Source organism: Ruegeria sp. R8_1 (assembly GCF_017743815.1).
Lineage (GTDB): Bacteria > Pseudomonadota > Alphaproteobacteria > Rhodobacterales > Rhodobacteraceae > Ruegeria > Ruegeria lacuscaerulensis_A.
The window spans coordinates 560,554-578,298 of record NZ_JAGHRL010000003.1 but is presented as its reverse complement, the minus strand read 5'-3'; the positions used below and the strand labels follow the sequence as shown (position 1 = coordinate 578,298).

Below are 17,745 nucleotides of genomic sequence, written 5' to 3'. Positions count from 1 at the left end.
AATGAAAGCCCCGCCGCTCCGGATTTTATACACAGGGCGGCCAGGCTTCTAAGGGCAAACCTTCTGCCCGAGGTCTTTGTGCCCGTGTTAGTGTCGCCTTGGACCATTATGCGCGGCGCAGGTTCGGGGCGGTCAGGTGCAGTTCTTGCCTCACCAGATCCGCGATTTTAGCCTTGAAGACCCGTTGATCGAACCGGGCCGCATGCGCGCGTATTTTCGAAGGTGCATTGGTTAGCGCCACGTCGCCGTCAAGCGCATCAATCGCGGCATTCAACGCTGTCACTGTCTGGTCGTGAAAATGCACTCCTGAAACACCCGGCAGCACTGTATCCAATGCTCCGCCGCGCCCATAGGCCACCACTGGGCGCCCCGAGGCCATCACCTCGACCGGGATGATCCCGAAATCTTCTTCGCCGGGGAAGACCAGCGCTTTGCAGGTTGCAAATTGGCGTTTCAGCTCCGCAAAGGGCACACGCCCAAGAAACGTGATGTTGTCTTTGGCTTTTTTCGTCAGCTCTTCGCGCAGTTCGCCATCGCCGACGACAACCAATTTACGCCCCGAAGCGTTAAAAGCATCAATGGCCAGATCGGCCCGTTTATAAGACACCATTTCACCCGCCAGCAGATAGTGATCGCCGACGTCGTCCGAGATGCTGAAGTCATCGATTTCGACGGGCGGGAAAATGACATCTGCTTCGCGCCTGTAATACTTGTTTATGCGCTGGGCGACGAAGCCCGAATTTGCCATGAAACGGTCCACCCGCGCGGCGCTGGTGACATCCCAAATCCGCAGCTTGTGCGTCACAAACGGCATTGCCAGACGGGCGAAGCGACCGGCAGAGGCGCGATAGATGTGATAATGATCCCAGATATAGCGCATGGGCGAGTGGCAGTAGCACAGATGCACCGCGTCGGGTCGGGGGATTATACCTTTGGCCGGGCCACTTTCGCTGGACAGGATCACGTCGAACTCGGTCATATCCATAAGCTCAAGCGCCATTGGCATCAGGGGCAGGTACTTCTGATAGTGCTTTCGCGCGCCGGGCAGCTTCGAGATAAAGGTCTCCCGAACCTCGTGCCGTCTGATCCTGTCACTGAACTGAGCGGGGTCGTAGACATGGGTGATTATAACCGCGTTCGGAAACAGCTCCAGAAGGCTTTCGACAACTTTTTCGCCTCCACGCATGCCCAAAAGCCAATAGTGAACAATTGCCACCCGTAGCCCCGCCAAATCGGCCGAATTCCTCTCGGACTTCTCGGTTGGAAGTGCTTTAAAATCTGTCATTCAAAAAACCTGTGACACTGACAGCGCTTTAATACCGCGCTGCCGTCAAGTTGATGCGATCAGTCCCGCGCATAAACGTCTTCGTATCGAATGATGTCGTCTTCGCCGACATAGGCCCCGGTCTGAACTTCGATCAGGACCATGGGCACTTTGCCCGGATTCTCCATCCGATGGACCGAGCCGAGCGGTACGTAAACGCTCTGGTTCTCGGTCACCAGTTTTACGTCGTCGTCGATTGTCACTTTTGCGGTGCCTTCGACCACGATCCAATGCTCAGACCGGTGGACATGGCTTTGCAGCGACAATGACGCGCCGGGATGGACAAGTATCCGCTTGACCTGAAAGCGGTCACCCACAACCAGACTCTCAAACCACCCCCAAGGCCGATGGTCCTTGGGGAATTGGGTGGCTTGCGCCGACCCCTTGGCCTTAAGCGCGGAAACGGCTTTCTTGACATCCTGCGCGCGGGACTTGTCTGCCACCAGCACCGCATCATTCATCGCGACGGCCATGATATTGTTCAACCCGATACCCACGACCTCAAGCCTGTCGCTGTCCGACCGTAGCAGAGTGTCATGACAGTCGATGGCGGTGGCATCTCCGGTGGTCACGACTCCGTCGGCATCTGGCTCGCTTTCGCGCCATACCGCGTCCCAGCCGCCCAGATCCGACCAAGCTGCATCAAACGGAACCACGGCTAGGTTGTCCGCCTTTTCCATGACTGCATAGTCGATCGAGATATCCTCGGCCTTCGACCATGGTTCAGCGGCAAGACGCAGAAAGCCCAGGTCAGGTTTGGCGACGTCCAGCGCTTTTTGCACCGGCTCCAGCAGCGTTGGCGCATGTTTTTCGAAAGCTGCAATGATATCGGTCGCGCGGAACAGAAAGATACCGGCGTTCCATTTGAAATTCCCAGCTGCCAACATCTGAGCCGCCCGCTCGGCATCGGGCTTTTCCACGAATTGCTTCAAAGGAACAGCGGCACCGTCTGTGCCGGGTTGTTCAGCCAGTTCCAGATATCCATAAGCCGTTTCTGCATGTGTCGGCGTTATGCCAAATGTCACCAGTTGCCCCTGCGCCACCGCATCCAGACCCTGTGCCACAGCAGCGTGAAATGCTGCGACATCAGGAACGACGTGGTCGGACGGTGCAACCAACAGCACTGCGTCTTTGTCTTCAGCATGCGCATGAAGGGCGGCAGCCAGAACGGCTGGGGCGGTGTTGCGGCCCTCGGGCTCGATCAGGATGGCACCGGGGTCGATGCCAACGGCCTGCAATTGCTCGGTCACGATAAAGCGAAAGTCCGAGTTGGTCAGAACCATTGGTGCGGTGCATTGCAGCTGATCGTTGTCAGCGGACAATCGCAGCGCCGAGCTTTGAAACAGGGTGTTGTCCCCGATCAGCGACACGAATTGCTTTGGATAGCTTTTGCGGGAAAGCGGCCACAAGCGGGTTCCAGAGCCTCCGCACAAGAGAACGGGAGTAATCTGCATGATGGTTTCACTCAATCAAACCTAGGTTGTCTTTGGTCCTAGAGAATGGCCTTTCCTTTGACAAGCTAAGGGGCATGTTTGCGATGTAGAATTCTCATTTTTGATTGAGTTCGTACATTTTTGACTCACCCGCTATCCAAAAGGTGAAGCTCATGCGCCCAAGACTGCCATATCGCCGTTTGGACGGCACTAAGCGTTTGTTTCTAAACGCCGAAAAGAGCTTGCGGGCGATGATTAAAAAATGATCGCCAGAGTCAAAAAACCGTGCAACCAACCCGCTACGCCAGATGAACAATTTGACTGAACAGTAAAAAAATGCTCGCATCCCAAAAAACAGGAGAGTGTCATGGCTGATCATAAATTATCGCGAAGGTTATTGCTTGCCGCCGTTGCAGCGGCGTCCACTTTGTACTCTGCCGGTCTGGCGGCGGCTGAGACGGTCAAGGTGGCCGCAATCTACACTCTGCCGGTGGAACAACAGTGGATCAGCCGCATCCACAAAGCGCTGAATGCTGCCGCCGAGCGCGGCGATATCGAATACGTATTCTCGGAGAACGTGGCCAACACGGATTACGAGCGGGTGATGCGCGAATATGCTGAACAGGGCTCGCAATTGATCGTGGGCGAGGTGTTTGGTCTGGAACGTGCGGCGCGCAAAGTGGCCAAGGATTATCCTGACACGGCATTCCTGATGGGATCGTCCTTCGGTCCTGTGGGGCCGAATTTCTCGGTCTTTGACAATTGGATTCATGAACCATCCTATCTGACAGGCATGGTCGCCGGTGCCGCGACTGAATCAAACGTGATCGGTATGGTCGGCGGTTACGCCATCCCCGAGGTGAACCGCCTGATGAACGCCTTCATGGACGGCGCACGCGAGGTGAACCCGGATGTCAAATTCCTCGTGACCTTTATCGACAGCTGGTACGACCCGCCTAAAGCCAAGGAAAGCGCGATCGCCATGATGGATGCGGGTGCGGACATCATGTATGCCGAACGTTTTGGTGTGTCGGATGCAGCGGTTGAGCGCGGCGTCAAGGCTGTTGGTAACGTCATCGACACGTCGGGCGACTATCCGGGTACGATCATGGCATCGGCCTTGTGGCATATGGAACCGACAATCGACAAAGCCATCGCCAACGTTTCCAGCGGCACGTTCGAGGCGTCGGATTACGGCCAGTACAGCTTTATGGGCTATGGCGGTGGCTCGATGGTTTTGGACGAGGAACTGGTGCCTGCTGATGTTGTCGAAGCGGTCAATGCCCGTCAGGCGGAAATCCTTGATGGTCTGTTCCGCGTGAATGTGAATGACGATCGCCCGGTCTCGGACCAGTGATCCCTTTCGGGCCGGTCTGTGAAACCGGCCCATTTTCCAAATGACCAAATCCACAGTTCTGAAACTCAACGGGTTGAGCAAGCATTTCGGCCCGGTCATCGCCAATGACAACGTCCACCTGAGCCTGAACAAGGGTGAGGTTCTGGCATTGCTGGGCGAAAACGGCGCAGGCAAGACCACGCTGATGAATATGCTGTTTGGGCATTATTTGCCCGATTCAGGCTCTATTGACGTGGCGGATGAGGCCGGGCATCTGCACCCCTTGCCGCTGGGCCATCCGCAGGTGGCACTGGCTTCGGGCGTGGGAATGGTGCATCAGCATTTCACACTGGCCGAGAATATTTCGGCTTTGGACAACATTACACTTGGGTCCGAGCCCTTGCTTGCCTTGCGCCGCAACCGGCGCGAAGCCCGCCGCAAGATCGAGGCGATCATGGCGCAAAGCGGCCTGACCGCACCCCTCGATACGCCGGTCGGGCGTTTGTCAGTGGGTGAGCGTCAGCGTGTCGAGATTCTCAAAGCCCTCTACCGAGACGCGCGCATTCTGGTTCTGGACGAACCGACTGCCGTTCTGACCCCGCAAGAGGCCGACACGCTGTTCCAGAACATCCGACAGATGACGGACGAGGGGCTGTCAGTCATTTTCATCAGCCACAAACTGCGCGAGGTTTTGTCTTTCTCTGATCGTATCGCTGTCCTGCGCCACGGGAAGAAGGTCGGCGAGATGTTGACTGCGGATGCCGACGAGAAATCGATCGCACGCATGATGGTTGGTGCCGACACGCCCGAGCTGGCCGGGTCCGAACTGACACCGGGTGATCCCGTGCTGACCATGTCCGACGTTTCGGTTCCGGGGCGGTCCAAACGGGACACATTGACCGGGGTGAACCTGACTGTTCGTGCGCATGAAATTCTGGGGATTGCCGGTGTATCGGGCAACGGGCAAAGCGGTCTGGCCAACGTCATTGCGGGTCTGACACGGCCAGAGCAGGGTCTAATTCGGGTGGATGGAGTCGAAATCACCTCTCCGACCCCCGCCAAAATGGTGGGTGCAGGCGTTGGCCGGATTCCCGAAGATCGGCATCACGAGGGGATCGTAGGGGCCATGAGCGTGGCCGAAAACATGGTTATCGAACGGTTAAACGACCCCGAGGTTCAGTCCTATGGTCTATTGCTGCGGGAAGATATCCAAGACAACGCAGAGAGGCTGTCCAAAGCCTATGACGTGCGCGGTCCGGGTGTTGATGCACCAGCGCGTTTGTTGTCGGGGGGCAATATCCAAAAGCTAATTCTGGCGCGTGTGTTTGACCGCTCCCCGCGCCTTATTCTGGCAAATCAACCGACACGTGGTCTGGACATGGGCGCGGCGGCAGAGGTCGGCAAACGTCTGCTGAACGCACGGGCGCGTGGCGCTGGTGTGGTCCTGATTTCCGAGGACCTTGATGAATTGCTAAGCCTAGCGGACCGCATCGTTGTGATCCGCGACGGCGAATTGCACGAAGCCCCCGGTCGCGACCGCGCGCAGATCGGACTTATGATGGCAGGAGAACCGGCATGATCCGCATCGAACCGCGCCAAACCCAGTCGCGGGCTTTCACTCTGGGTGTGCCCATCCTGTCCGCCGTGATTGCGCTGGGCTTTGCCGCCATTCCCCTGCTGGCTGCAGGCGCAAATCCGATCACTGCGTACGCCGAGATGTTTCGTGGCGTCTTTGGGTCGGTCTTTGCCTTCTCTGAGGTGCTGACGCGGGCGACACCGTTGATCTTTACCGGCCTCGCCGCCGCGTTGGCCTTTCGCGCAAAGCTGTGGAACATCGGGGCCGAGGGACAGCTTTATTTGGGCGCTATGGCCGCCGTGGCTATTGGATCTGGGGTGCTGGATATCTCTGGCATCCTTCTGTTACCGCTGATCGTTCTTATGGGCGCGGCGGCGGGGGCGGCGGGGATGGTCGCCCCCACCTATTTGAAAACCCGCTTTGGCGCGGATGAGGTGGTCACGACGCTGTTGCTGAACTTCATTATCCTGATCTTCGTTCAGATGATGCTGGAAGGGCCATTGAAAGATCCGATGGGGTTGGGTTGGCCGCAATCTGCTCCGGTTTTGGATCAGGGAATGCTGCCTCCGTTGTTGGACCGGATGCGCGTTCATTCGGGGCTTGTTTTGGCTCTAATACTGGCCGGATTGGCACAATTCATGTTGGCGCGATCTGTATGGGGCTTCCGACTGCGCGCAGTCGGAGAGAACGCCGCCGCCGCGCGTCACGCAGGGATCAACGTGAACCGATCGCTGTTCGGCGTGGCCATTCTGTCGGGTGGTGTGGCCGGGCTTGCGGGTGTCAGTGAGGTCGCGGGCCTGAAAGGTTACCTGACCGCTGATCTGTCGCCCGGCTTTGGGTATACCGGCATTGTCGTCGCCATGCTGGCGGGGCTTTCGCCGGTGGGGGTTGTGATTGCTGCTCTGTTTATCGCCTCAGTCTTCGTGGGCGCCGACAGTATGAGCCGGGCCATGGGGGTCTCGTCGTTCCTGGCGGATCTGGTTGTGTCGATGTCGTTGCTTTGCGTTCTGGTCGGCGGGTTCGTGGCGCGGTATCGCATCGTCCGGGCCAGCACCACGAGGGCCGCGTCATGATGGATATCCTTAACATCCTGCTGTCCGAAAGCTTTTGGGCTGCGTCCTTGCGTATTGCCACACCGCTTATCTTTGGTGTGCTGGGCGCGCTGATCTGCGAACGGGCGGGCGTTTTGAACCTTGGGATCGAGGGCATCTTTGTCGTCGGCGCCATGTGCGGCTGGATGGCCGTCTGGCTGGGTGCTGGCCTGTGGGGCGGTGTTTTGGTTGCCGCTCTGGCCGGAGGGTTCTTCGGCTTGCTGCACGCGATTCTGACGGTGCCTTTGGGGTTGTCGCAGCACGTCTCGGGGCTGGGGATCACATTGTTTGCAACCTCGGCCAGCTATTACACCTATCGCACGGCGCTGCCGAACGTTTCATCGCCGCCAAGGATCGAGCCGTTTCAGCCGCTGGATCTGCCTGTTCTGTCGGATTTACCTTTTTTAGGGTCTGTTTTGTTCCAACAGACGGCGCTGACATGGCTTGCGCTGCTGCTGGTTGCGGTGGTCTGGTACGTGCTGAACCGCACCGCGCTGGGCGTGGCCATCAAGGCCGTGGGGGACAACCCCGACAGCGTCGATGCGCAGGGCCTTTCGGTCTATGGGCTGCGGATCGGTGCCATCGTCGTGGGTTCAGCCCTGATGGCGCTGGGCGGAGCCTTCCTGACCATGAGCGCCTTTGACGCTTTCTTTTTCGGTATGGTCAACGGGCGCGGCTGGGTCTGTATTGCGCTGGTCATTTTCGCCAGTTGGAGGCCGGGCAAGGCGCTGCTGGGCGCGCTGCTATTCGGTGCGTTCGACGCGCTACAGGTACGCTTGCAAACCGAGGTTGGTGCGTTGGTCCCCGGTCAGGTCTTCCTGATGGTACCCTATGTCCTGTCGATCATCGCCCTTGTGATCGCCGCGCGCTCGGCCGATTATCCACGCGCATTGCTTACCCCATGGTTCAAAGGTCAACGCTGATTATGGTCGATCTGCTTATCAAAAACGCCACCCTGACGGACGGTCAGACCGGCATGGATATCGCCTGCCAGGGCGACAAGATCACGGCGGTCGAGGCCGGGATCACCGCCGACGCGGCAGAGGTGATCGACGCCCAGGGTCAGCTGGTCTCACCCCCTTTTGTCGATCCGCATTTCCACATGGATGCGACCCTATCACTGGGCAATCCACGCATGAATGTCTCGGGCACGCTGCTTGAGGGGATCGCGCTGTGGGGCGAGTTAAAGCCGTTTCAATCGGTCGATGACATCGTCGCCCGGGCGTTGCGCTATTGCGAGCTTGCCGTAGCCAAGGGCATCGGCGCGATCCGCAGCCATGTGGATACTTGCGATGATGAACTGAAGGGCGTGCAGGCGCTGTTGCAGGTGCGCGAGCAGGTGAAAGACTATTTGGACCTGCAATTGGTGGCCTTCCCGCAGGATGGTGTGTTACGCGACCGAACCGCGATGCAGAACACACTCCGCGCGCTGGATATGGGCGTCGATGTGGTGGGCGGTATCCCGCATTTCGAAAGGACCATGTCGGATGGGGCGGAATCCGTTCGACTGCTGTGTGAAATCGCGGCTGAACGCGGCTTGATGGTCGATATGCACTGTGATGAGAGCGACGATCCCCATAGCCGCCATATCGAGACGCTAGCCTTTGAAACCCAGCGACTGGGGCTGAATGGCCGGGTGGCGGGGTCTCATCTGACGTCGATGCACTCGATGGACAATTACTACGTTTCGAAACTGATCCCGCTGATGGTCGAGGCCGGGGTGCATGCGATCCCGAACCCTCTGATCAACATCATGCTGCAAGGCCGCCATGACAGTTATCCCAAGCGACGGGGCCAGACCCGCGTACGAGAGTTGCGCGATGCGGGGATCACGGTCGGGTTCGGCTCTGACTGTGTGATGGATCCGTGGTATTCGCTGGGCAAGGCCGACATGCTGGACGTGGCCTTTATGGGGTTGCATGTGGGGCAGCTATCCAGCCGCGCAGACATGACATGGTGTTTCGAAGCGGTAACCACGAATTCCGCCCGCATCATGGGGTTGGACGGATACGGTGTGGCCAAAGGCTGTGATGCGAATTTCGTGCTGTTGCAAGCCTCGGATCCGATTGAGGCGATCCGCCTGCGCGCGCACCGGATGGCTGTGGTGCGCAAGGGGCGGGTGATCTCGCGCTCGGCCCCGGTGACGCACGATCTGAGCCTGCCGTCCGGAAAAAGAACGCTGGACGAGGCTCGTGTTCCATTTGAAGGTTAGTTATCAAACCTTCGGCAGCGGCAAACACCCCGGCAGGCCCGCCGGCAGAACCAGCCGGGCTCCGCTGGCGTAGAGCGATTTGGCAAAGCCCGTAGCCTCCGAGGTTACTGTGACGCTAAACCGCGAGGCCGTCAGCACCGCTGTGTCGTCAGGAAGATTCCGAAGTAACCCGTCCTGCGGTAGCACCACGACATAGGCCGGCGCTTCGTCCGTCAGCAGGGCAACGATTACAAGCGTCGCTATCCAGCCCAGCACCACCAAGGGCAAGGTGGTCAGGATCGATTTAATAGTCATGTATGTGTTCCAGCGTCAGACCCGAGTTCTCTAGCTGGCGCAGGGTTTCGAGAAGAGCCGGAACCTTTACCAAGATCAGATGCCGATAATCCCCATATCCCTGACGAGGGGTACTGAATACGGAACCCGCTGTGGTTGGTTGATCCGAAATAGCGGTGAACATTATGTCGTCATTGCCCGCGATCTCGACCACTCCCAGCCCGTCGCTGGCCATCTGAGCCAGCAGGTTGGTCAGGGTACGGTAGCGGGGGGTTTCAACTTCAACCCCTTCTGGCCGAATGGCGATGACCTTAACATCCGTATAGCCAGTGATGTCCTCATCTGCGGTCAGGATCATTCGCAGGGTCAGTTCATCGGTGCCCACCTGCGCCACGGCTTGTTCAATTACGCCAGCATAGGCGTCTTTCGCCGTATACTCCAACCCCAGCGCAATGGCCCGTTCGCTGTCACGCAAAGATCCGGTGGATTGTTCCAACAGGGCTTGTGCGTCTTCGGTAAATGGCCATTTGTACCATGGAACCTGCTGCAGAAATTCTGCATACGCAGAGGCTTGTCGCGCAGAAAGATCGTCAAGTGGTGCTCGATCAGGTTTGCGCAGTGCTGTAAACAGGCGGCCCAGAGTTTCTTCATAGGCAGCTTTCATGGCCAATTCGGCGGTAAAGCTGGTGCCGATAACGTAGACCATCTGTTTGGTGGGCCAATCAATCTCACCATGGGCCGAGGCGTTTTCAGTCACGGCACAGAGCGATGTCCAGAACCCGGTGATCCCCTGCCAGAAGCCGTAATCATGCGGGTCCCCCGTGCTGATAACCTTGGCATAGTCATCATAGGCATGAACGATATGCCATTCGGGATAGGTCATTAGCGTCCGCGTTTCCGGGCGGTGATGATCCGGGGGCAGAAGCGAAGCGTATGATTGCGGCTGTGCGGTGCCTTTGCAGCTTGTTTCGACATAGATGATGGGTGCGGCCAGTGCGATCACGACCACAACAACGAGCAGAACCAGGCGCCGAAGCCAGCGCAGAAGAAACCTCACGATGATCTCCTTGCGTCACGCAGTCCGGCCCAGGCGGCGATGCCGCCCAATGCCAGATGCGGAAGATTGGCAAAGATACGCCCCAGCGACAGGTCTATCCCGGCCGACGGATTGGTGAAGATGCCCATGTCCAGATAGCCGTAGCCAGTGAAAAAGCCGAAGACGCCATCGCCCAGATAGGCCAGCCCGAACAGGATCAGGAACGTGCGCGCCGCTTTGTGCGACATGAGCCCCGCGATCAAAGCCCATAGGGCCGAGGCCACGTGTAGCGCGTCGTCATAGATATCCAGCGCGAAAACACCGAAGGCCAGCCCGTTTTCATCGGTCAGGCCGGGCACATAGTTCAACGACGCCGCAATCATCAGCGCGACGAAATAAACGATACATAGCTTTTGAAGGTTCGTCATACTTGCCCCAGATAGCTGTCCCAAAGGTTGTTTCGCAGCACCAGTTGCGGGTCGAGCGTACGTTTGACCCGCGCGAATTCTGCCGCGCGCGGATAGGCGGCTGTCAGTTGATCCAGCGTGGCATGCGGGCGGTAGGGCAGGTAATAGGCCCCTCCGATCTCGACAATCCGGTCAATCAGAGCGCGAGTCATGCGGGCCATGTCGGCCTCGCCCCGCTGCGTCATTTCCTGGCTGAAAGACATCACAGCTGCGATCCGGGGTTCCGAGGCAAACGACAGCACTGCCTGATCATCCTGTGCGACATAGCGCAGTGTGACATTCAGGAATTCCTGGTACGAGGCCGGTATCACTTCGCGGCAGGCAGTCAGGAAATCATCAAAGGCGTCGAAGCCCACGAAATATTCGTGCAGGATATCCGTGCGATCCGGGTTGCGGTCATCCAGCGTGACGACGGGTTCGTTAATCAACGAGTTCCGTGTCGCCTCGCCACCGCCCAGGGCCGGGCCCAGTTTGGTTTCGTTCCACCAACGGAAGGTCTTGAACGCCTCGCTGCCCAGTTGCGCCCGATAAAGGCGGCTGGCCGCGTGTGACATCCAGCCCGATCCCGCCGCAGGGGGCAGGTCCGACTGATCATCCGTTTCGCGATAGGTGATCAGCAGGGCGTGTTCGAAGAACGTCTCGCGTTCAACATTCAGGCGACCATAGGCCATCGTGACAGCCGGATCTTCGACAGCCGTTTTGAAGCTGTCGGCAAAAGCGGTCGCCTCCATCACGTCAAAAGACGGTGTCAGGCGGGTATTCGGGACCATCTCGACCTCAAGGTCCACGATTATGCCGATCAGCCCGTAGCCACCCATGCCGAGGTTGAAAAGATCGGCATTTTCGGTAGGTGAACAGGTGACAAGCTCTCCGGATGGCAACACCATGCGCAGTGATCGCACCGTAGACCCCATAGGACCGAATGGCACCGGCCATCCGTGTGCATTGACCGAATAAGTCGCAGCAACGCCGAAATCATGGTTTGACTGCATGACCTTTGGCGAGAATCCTGCAGGGTCCAGCGCCGAGATCACCTGAGACCACCGCGCGCCCGCATGCGCCAGATAGGTCTGCGCGGTACTGTCCATCTGAACAGCGCCATTATCGAAAGTCAGGGCCGTGCCGTCGCGCGGAATGGCCTGACCGCCCATTGAGTGTCGGGCCGCGCCCACATTGACCGGCCGCCCATCTGCCTGGGCCTGCGTCAACTCGTTTCGAATTGCGGTCACAAGCGCGTCGCCGGCATCCTCGGTCATAACCAGATGTTTGTGGATCGGGGTCGGTGACAGGCCGCTGGCATCGTTCATGATCTTCGCGTCTTGGGGCGCAAAGGTGCGGTGCGTTCCGTCATAACTTGGCAAATCGGCACCAAGCCAGCGCGACAGGCCCCAACCTGCCACCCCTCCGGCGGCAAACAGGGCGGCTCTTCTGGTGAATGTGCTCATGAATCGGCCTCGTCAGGTCGTGCGTTTGAAAAGGTTTGCAATATCTCGATCAGCGCGGCCTGAAATGCCTGTGGGTCTTCAAGCTGAGGGATATGTCCCACGCCCGGAAGCGCCCGGTACTGCGCATCGGGGATCAAGGTCAGCAATTCCTGGGCCTGTTCCAAAGGCGTTACGGTATCTTCAATACCCCAGATCAGACCGACCGGCAGTTGCAGCGCCTGCCAGTTCTCGGCTCGGGTGCTGAGCGCATTTTGGGGCGGAACCAGCAGCTGGGGTAACCAGTCTGCCACCGCGTCAGTATATCCGATGCGGGCCATGGGTTCTTGCAACAGCGCAGTCACATCATCCGTTGCTGCGGACTTGACGTGCAAAAAACTGCGCAGGAACGCTTTGGTCAAAATCGGATTCGACACCGTGGCCGAGGCGATAAACGGGCGCACAGTGTCGCTTTGCAGGTAAATCGGGGTCTCGGTTGGTGGATCATGCCTGCCAAGGGCTATCGCTCCGTTCACCACAACAAGACCCGACACCAGATCAGGGCGGCGCATCACGGCTTCGACAACGGGGCCTGCTCCGATGGAATGCGCGACGGCTATTGGCTGGTTGTCCAATGCCTCAAGCAGGGCGATCACGCGATCGGCTTGTTTGGGGCGGCTGTAATCGCTGTCGTAAGGGTGTTGTGACCATCCAAACGGGGGCATATCAAACGCGATTGCGCGAAAGCCTGCGCCCCCGACGGCATCGAGTGTAGGAAGCCACAGGCCGGACCAGGCCGCCGTACCGTGCGCAAACAAGACCGGAACGCCAGTGTCAGGGCCACGTTCCAGCGCAAAAACGGCACCTTCGGCAGTATCGATCAATTGGCCGCCCATTGGCAGATCTTGCCCAAAAGCGATGGTTTCGCGGTTACTTGCAACAAGGCGCAGCCCTATCAGAACCATCGCCACAAGGACCAAACCCGTAAAAACAAATCTAAAAAACATACGCATTGAATTTATAGTTGGGCGCTTGAAGTTTTAATGCAACCGCGGAAAACCATACCATTCCAAAGCGTGTGATTTTGGCAAAAGCTGACAGATCTCCGGCAGCTTGCTAGGGTAGTTTTACTTTTTGATCGGAGTTTTTACATGCTTTTCATAACCAACAGATTCCCGACCCAAAGCATCCGTACCCGCCGCGGGCGCCGGTTCACTTTTGACCTCAACAACAACGCGCCTTCCAATTCGGTGTTCTATTGCGAAAAGGGTGAAGACGAACACCATACCGAAATCACAAGTGCCGAATTGTTGCGGCGGGTCCGTGACAGCGATTGCCGCCAGATTCTGCTATACCTGCATGGGTTCAACAACCTGCCTGACGATGTCTTTCGCACCACAGCCGAGCTGCAACGCCTGTGTGATTTGGCCGATCCGGGCGAAGTGATGGTGCTGCCACTGATCTGGCCCAGCGATAACGAGCATGGGATCGTTCAGAAATACTGGGATGACCAGAAATCCGCAGACCAAAGCGGGTATTCCTTTGCGCGCGTGTTGGAGCGGTTTCTGGAATGGCGCAACAGCGCCGAGAATGAACCTGACGTGGCCCCGTGTCTAAAGCGGATCAACCTGCTGGCGCATTCAATGGGCAACCGCGTATTGCGGCAAACGCTGATAGAATGGGACCGCTATGATCTGGCCTCGGGCGTGCCGCTGTTGTTTCGTAACACGTTTATGGTTGCGGCTGATGTGGTGAATGAAACGGTGCACGAAGACGAACCGGGAGTTCTGGTCAGTCATGCGTCGCGCAATGTGGTGGTTTATTTCGCGTCAGACGATCTGGCGCTGCGGGCCAGTAAGGCGGCGAACCTCAAGAACAAAGTGGCCTCGCGGCGGTTGGGGCACACAGGCCCCGAAAACATCGACCGAACGCCACGCAACGTGTTTCAGGTCGATTGCGATGACGTCAACACGCGCTATGATAGCCCGACAGGTCACAATTATTTTGGGCCGGTCACGCCGGGCGGTGAGCCCGGACAGGTGTTCAAGCATATCTTTGACTGTATTCAGTCCGGACGTGTCTTCCCCCATGAGGAATATCGCAGGTCCGTTATTCTGCCTTCACCCTAGACGATGAATAGACCCTAATAAGGTCTATGGTTGAATTTCATGGCTATCTATCCGTTTTGATCACAATCTGGTGTTGCAACTGTGAAAATGATCTGGATGATCAGGGTCACCAAGGTCACGGAAATGGCCTGCCGTCTGAAATGGCGGCGCTAACAATAAACGGGGAGATCAAAATGATCCTGAGAAACTTGATGTTGGCTGCCAGCGCCACCGCGCTGATGGCCACGGGTGCTTCGGCTGAAACCCTGCGCTGGGCGCGTGCTGGTGACGCGCTGACGCTGGACCCGCATTCGCAGAATGAAGGTCCGTCGCACACCATTCGGCACCAGATGTACGAGCCGCTGATCATCCGCGACGTAACCGGCGCGTTTGAACCTGCACTGGCGACCGAATGGGGCCCAAAGGCAGATGATCCGAATGTCTGGGTTTTCAAGCTGCGCGAAGGTGTAAAGTTCCACGACGGTGCTGATTTCAACGCCGAAGACGTAGTGTTCAGCTTTGAGCGCGCCAAGCAGCCGAACTCGGACATGAAAGAGCTGATCGGCTCGATCACCGAAGTGCGCGCCGTTGACGATTACACCGTCGAGATCGTCACCGATGGTCCGAACCCGATCCTGCCGTCGAACCTGACCAACCTGTTCATTCTGGACAAAGGCTGGGCCGAGGCCAATGACACCGTCAACGTGCAGGATTTCGAAGGTGGCGAGATCACCTATGCCACCACCAACGCCAACGGCACGGGGCCATATAAGCTGCAAAGCCGCGAGCCTGATGTGAAAACCGTGATGGTGCGCAATGATGATTATTGGGGCATCGACCAGTTCCCGATGGAAGTGACCGAGATCATCTATACCCCGATCCAGAACGCTGCGACGCGTGTGGCAGCGATGCTGTCGGGCGAGGTGAACTTTCTTCAGGATATGCCCGTGCAGGATATCGAGCGCGTCAACGGTGCTGATGGCCTGATGGTCAAGCAAGCGCCGCAGAACCGCGTGATCTTCTTTGGGATGAACCAGGGCGCAGATGACATCGAAGCGGACAACGTGGATGGCAAGAACCCTCTGGCCGATGTGCGTGTGCGTCAGGCGATGTCGATGGCGATCAACCGTGATGCGATCAAGCAGGTCGTGATGCGCGGTCAGTCGCAGCCTGCGGGCATGATCGCACCGCCCTTCGTCAACGGTTGGACTGCTGACATGGACGGCGAATCCGCAACTGATCTGGAAAAAGCCAAGGCGCTGATGGCCGAGGCAGGTTATGGCGACGGATTCTCGCTGCGGCTGGACTGCCCGAATGACCGCTACATCAACGATGAGGCGATCTGTCAGGCGGCCGTCGGTATGCTGGGTCAGATCGGCGTGACCGTGAATCTGGACGCCAAGCCCAAGGCGCAGCATTTCCCGCTGATCACCGACAGCAAGACCGACTTCTACATGCTGGGTTGGGGTGTGCCGACATATGACTCGGAATACATTTTCAACTTCCTGGTCCATGGTCGCGAAGACGATATCGGAACGTGGAACGGCACCGGCTATCAGGACGATGCGCTGGATGCGAAGATCAAGTCGCTGGCCTCGAACACCGATCTGGACGCGCGGAACGCCGACATCGCCGACATCTGGCGCGTGGTGCAGGACGAAGCGCTGTACATCCCGATCCACCACCAGGTTCTGAACTGGGGTATGGCTGATGGCGTGGGCATCGAAGTGGATGCGGAAGACCAGCCGAAGGTCAAATACTTCACCATGAACTAAATCGGTTCGATTGCGAACAAGGCAGGGCGCGGATTTCGCGCCCTGTTTTTTGTTTCGACCTGAGATTTCCTTGCGCAGGCGAAAAAAACCAAGAAAACTTGAACGCAGAGAACAGGGAGAGATAAAAATGATCCTTAGAAACAGTGCCATTGGCCTGGCCCTGCTGGTTGCGACCAGCGTTCAGGCGGCCGAGTTCAAATGGGCCTCTACCACCGATCCGCAGACCATGGACCCGCACGCCGTCAACTCGGCCCCGGTTCTGGGTTTTCTCAACAATGTCTACGAAGGGCTGGTGCGCCGCGGCAAGGACATGACAGTCGAACCCGCACTGGCCGTAAGCTGGGAGCCGATCGGAGAGGGTGAGGGCTGGCGGTTCAAGCTGCGTGAGGGTGTGACCTTTCACGACGGCAGCACGTTCGATGCACAAGACGTGCTGTTCAGCTATCAGCGAGCCTCGGGCGAGGCGGCGGATACGCGCAGTTGGTTTGCGCCGGTCAGTGAGGTGATCGTGGTCGATGACTATACGGTCGATATCATGACCTCGGCGCCGAACCCGCTGTTCCCGTCCTCGATCGCCAACTGGATGATCATGGATCAAGGCTGGACCGAGGCGAATGACGCAGTGGTGCCCGACAAGGAAACCGGCAACTACGCCACCATCAACGCCAACGGCACCGGTGCATTCAAGGTCACTGCCCGCGAACCGGGACTTAAGACCGTGTTAGAGCCGCATGGTGACTGGTGGGGCGAGGTTGAACACAACATTACCCGCGCCGAATTCAACCCGATCCAGAACCCGGCGACTGCCGTGGCGGCGCTGCTGTCGGGTGATGTGGACATGATCAACCCTGTCCCGATCCAAGACGTTGCACGCCTGAAGGAAAACGCCGACGTGGACGTCATTCAGGGGATCGAGGCGCGTGTGATCATGCTGGGTTTCGATCATGAAGCCGAGACGCTGAAATACACCGATGACGCGGGCAAACCGAACCCGTTCCGTGATGCGCGGGTCCGTCAGGCCGTGGCGCAGGCGATCAATGTGGATGCTATTCTGGCCACGATCATGCGCGGCAACGCCGAAGCCGCCTCGCAACTGGTCAGCCCGGCTATGAGCGGCTATTCCGCCGCCAATGCAGATCGCCCTGCCTTTGATGTTGAAGGCGCCAAGGCGCTGCTGGCCGAGGCAGGTTACGCGGATGGGTTCTCGTTCGGGTTGAAGTGCCCCAATGACCGCTATCTGAATGACGAACCGGTCTGTCAGGCCGTCGTCACCATGCTGGCGCAGATTGGGGTCACGGCGGAACTGGATGCGATGCCCGTCCGCAACTACTGGCCAGAGCTGCGCGAGGATAACTACGACATGTATATGCTGGGCTGGAGCCCCGGCACATTCGACGCCGAACATCCCGTTCGCTTTCTGGTCGCTACGCCCAACGAGGAAAAGAAGCTGGGCAGCTGGAATTTCGGCGGATACTCGAACGAACGGGTGGATGAACTGTTGCCGATGATCCAATCCGAGCTGGACGCCGCAAAGCGTCAGGCCATGCTGGATGAGGTGACGGCCATCTATCAGGATGATCATGTCTATGTGCCAATGTATGTGCAGCCTCTGGTCTGGGGGACCGGCAGCAATATCGACCTGACACAACGCCCGGATAACTTCTTCATCCTGCGTTGGGTCACGGTGAACTGA

15 protein-coding genes are annotated in these 17,745 nt (G+C 58.1%); 8 read left to right on the top strand and 7 right to left on the bottom strand.

The genetic code is table 11. From position 1 onward, the window contains the following. Positions 1-106 precede the first annotated feature (106 nt). Together J7380_RS10185 and J7380_RS10180 are read right to left on the bottom strand one after the other, a co-directional pair. Positions 107-1,285 (bottom strand): glycosyltransferase, encoded by a 1,179-nt coding sequence (locus J7380_RS10185; protein ID WP_209195621.1) that lies wholly within the window; start codon positions 1,283-1,285, stop codon positions 107-109. A gap of 59 nt (positions 1,286-1,344) precedes the next feature. Then, the gene (locus J7380_RS10180; protein WP_209195620.1) at positions 1,345-2,778 is read right to left on the bottom strand and encodes a mannose-1-phosphate guanylyltransferase/mannose-6-phosphate isomerase; all 1,434 of its coding nucleotides are present in this window, start codon (positions 2,776-2,778) and stop codon (positions 1,345-1,347) included. Positions 2,779-3,124: 346 nt separating this feature from the next. Here J7380_RS10180 and J7380_RS10175 point away from each other — a divergent pair, with 346 nt between their 5' ends. The 5 genes from J7380_RS10175 to J7380_RS10155 are packed head-to-tail and all read left to right on the top strand — an operon-like array spanning position 3,125 to position 8,972. Further along, entirely contained in the window at positions 3,125-4,114 is a 990-nt protein-coding gene (locus J7380_RS10175) for a BMP family protein (RefSeq protein ID WP_170353890.1), read from the top strand. A gap of 40 nt (positions 4,115-4,154) precedes the next feature. Continuing rightward, the gene (locus J7380_RS10170; protein WP_209195619.1) at positions 4,155-5,672 is read left to right on the top strand and encodes an ABC transporter ATP-binding protein; all 1,518 of its coding nucleotides are present in this window, start codon (positions 4,155-4,157) and stop codon (positions 5,670-5,672) included. Next, entirely contained in the window at positions 5,669-6,742 is a 1,074-nt protein-coding gene (locus tag J7380_RS10165; protein ID WP_209195618.1) for an ABC transporter permease, read from the top strand. The genes J7380_RS10170 and J7380_RS10165 overlap by 4 nt, the downstream gene beginning before the upstream one ends. Then, positions 6,742-7,683 carry an ABC transporter permease gene (locus J7380_RS10160; protein WP_209195664.1) on the top strand — a complete coding sequence of 314 codons (942 nt, stop codon included), beginning with the start codon at positions 6,742-6,744 and terminating at the stop codon, positions 7,681-7,683. The genes J7380_RS10165 and J7380_RS10160 overlap by 1 nt, the downstream gene beginning before the upstream one ends. Positions 7,684-7,685: 2 nt before the next feature. After that, complete coding sequence (locus J7380_RS10155; protein ID WP_209195617.1) at positions 7,686-8,972, top strand: amidohydrolase family protein; 1,287 nt, start codon at positions 7,686-7,688, stop codon at positions 8,970-8,972. Positions 8,973-8,975: 3 nt separating this feature from the next. Here the strand turns inward: J7380_RS10155 and J7380_RS10150 are convergent, their stop codons facing one another. Genes J7380_RS10150 through J7380_RS10130 form a run of 5 tightly spaced genes read right to left on the bottom strand, consistent with a single transcriptional unit; the run spans position 8,976 to position 13,065 of the window. Next, positions 8,976-9,266, bottom strand: a complete 291-nt coding sequence (locus tag J7380_RS10150) for a hypothetical protein (RefSeq protein WP_209195616.1) — start codon at positions 9,264-9,266, stop codon at positions 8,976-8,978. Further along, the gene (locus tag J7380_RS10145) at positions 9,256-10,302 is read right to left on the bottom strand and encodes a hypothetical protein (RefSeq protein WP_209195615.1); all 1,047 of its coding nucleotides are present in this window, start codon (positions 10,300-10,302) and stop codon (positions 9,256-9,258) included. Before J7380_RS10145 ends, J7380_RS10150 begins: the two co-directional genes overlap by 11 nt. Next, positions 10,299-10,709 carry a DUF4383 domain-containing protein gene (locus tag J7380_RS10140; protein WP_209195614.1) on the bottom strand — a complete coding sequence of 137 codons (411 nt, stop codon included), beginning with the start codon at positions 10,707-10,709 and terminating at the stop codon, positions 10,299-10,301. The genes J7380_RS10145 and J7380_RS10140 overlap by 4 nt, the downstream gene beginning before the upstream one ends. Then, positions 10,706-12,193: an FAD-binding oxidoreductase gene (locus J7380_RS10135; RefSeq protein ID WP_209195613.1), complete on the bottom strand. Its 1,488-nt coding sequence runs from the start codon at positions 12,191-12,193 to the stop codon at positions 10,706-10,708. Before J7380_RS10135 ends, J7380_RS10140 begins: the two co-directional genes overlap by 4 nt. Then, the gene (locus J7380_RS10130; protein ID WP_209195612.1) at positions 12,190-13,065 is read right to left on the bottom strand and encodes an alpha/beta hydrolase; all 876 of its coding nucleotides are present in this window, start codon (positions 13,063-13,065) and stop codon (positions 12,190-12,192) included. The genes J7380_RS10135 and J7380_RS10130 overlap by 4 nt, the downstream gene beginning before the upstream one ends. Before the next feature lie 255 nt (positions 13,066-13,320). Between J7380_RS10130 and J7380_RS10125 the strand changes: the two genes are divergently transcribed. The 3 genes from J7380_RS10125 to J7380_RS10115 all read left to right on the top strand — a co-directional run bounded on the left by J7380_RS10125 (position 13,321) and on the right by J7380_RS10115 (position 17,745). Continuing rightward, complete coding sequence (locus J7380_RS10125; RefSeq protein WP_209195611.1) at positions 13,321-14,298, top strand: alpha/beta hydrolase; 978 nt, start codon at positions 13,321-13,323, stop codon at positions 14,296-14,298. A 173-nt stretch (positions 14,299-14,471) separates the two neighbouring features. Beyond that, the gene (locus J7380_RS10120; protein ID WP_209195610.1) at positions 14,472-16,052 is read left to right on the top strand and encodes an ABC transporter substrate-binding protein; all 1,581 of its coding nucleotides are present in this window, start codon (positions 14,472-14,474) and stop codon (positions 16,050-16,052) included. Between the two features lie 127 nt (positions 16,053-16,179). Next, entirely contained in the window at positions 16,180-17,745 is a 1,566-nt protein-coding gene (locus J7380_RS10115; RefSeq protein ID WP_209195609.1) for an ABC transporter substrate-binding protein, read from the top strand.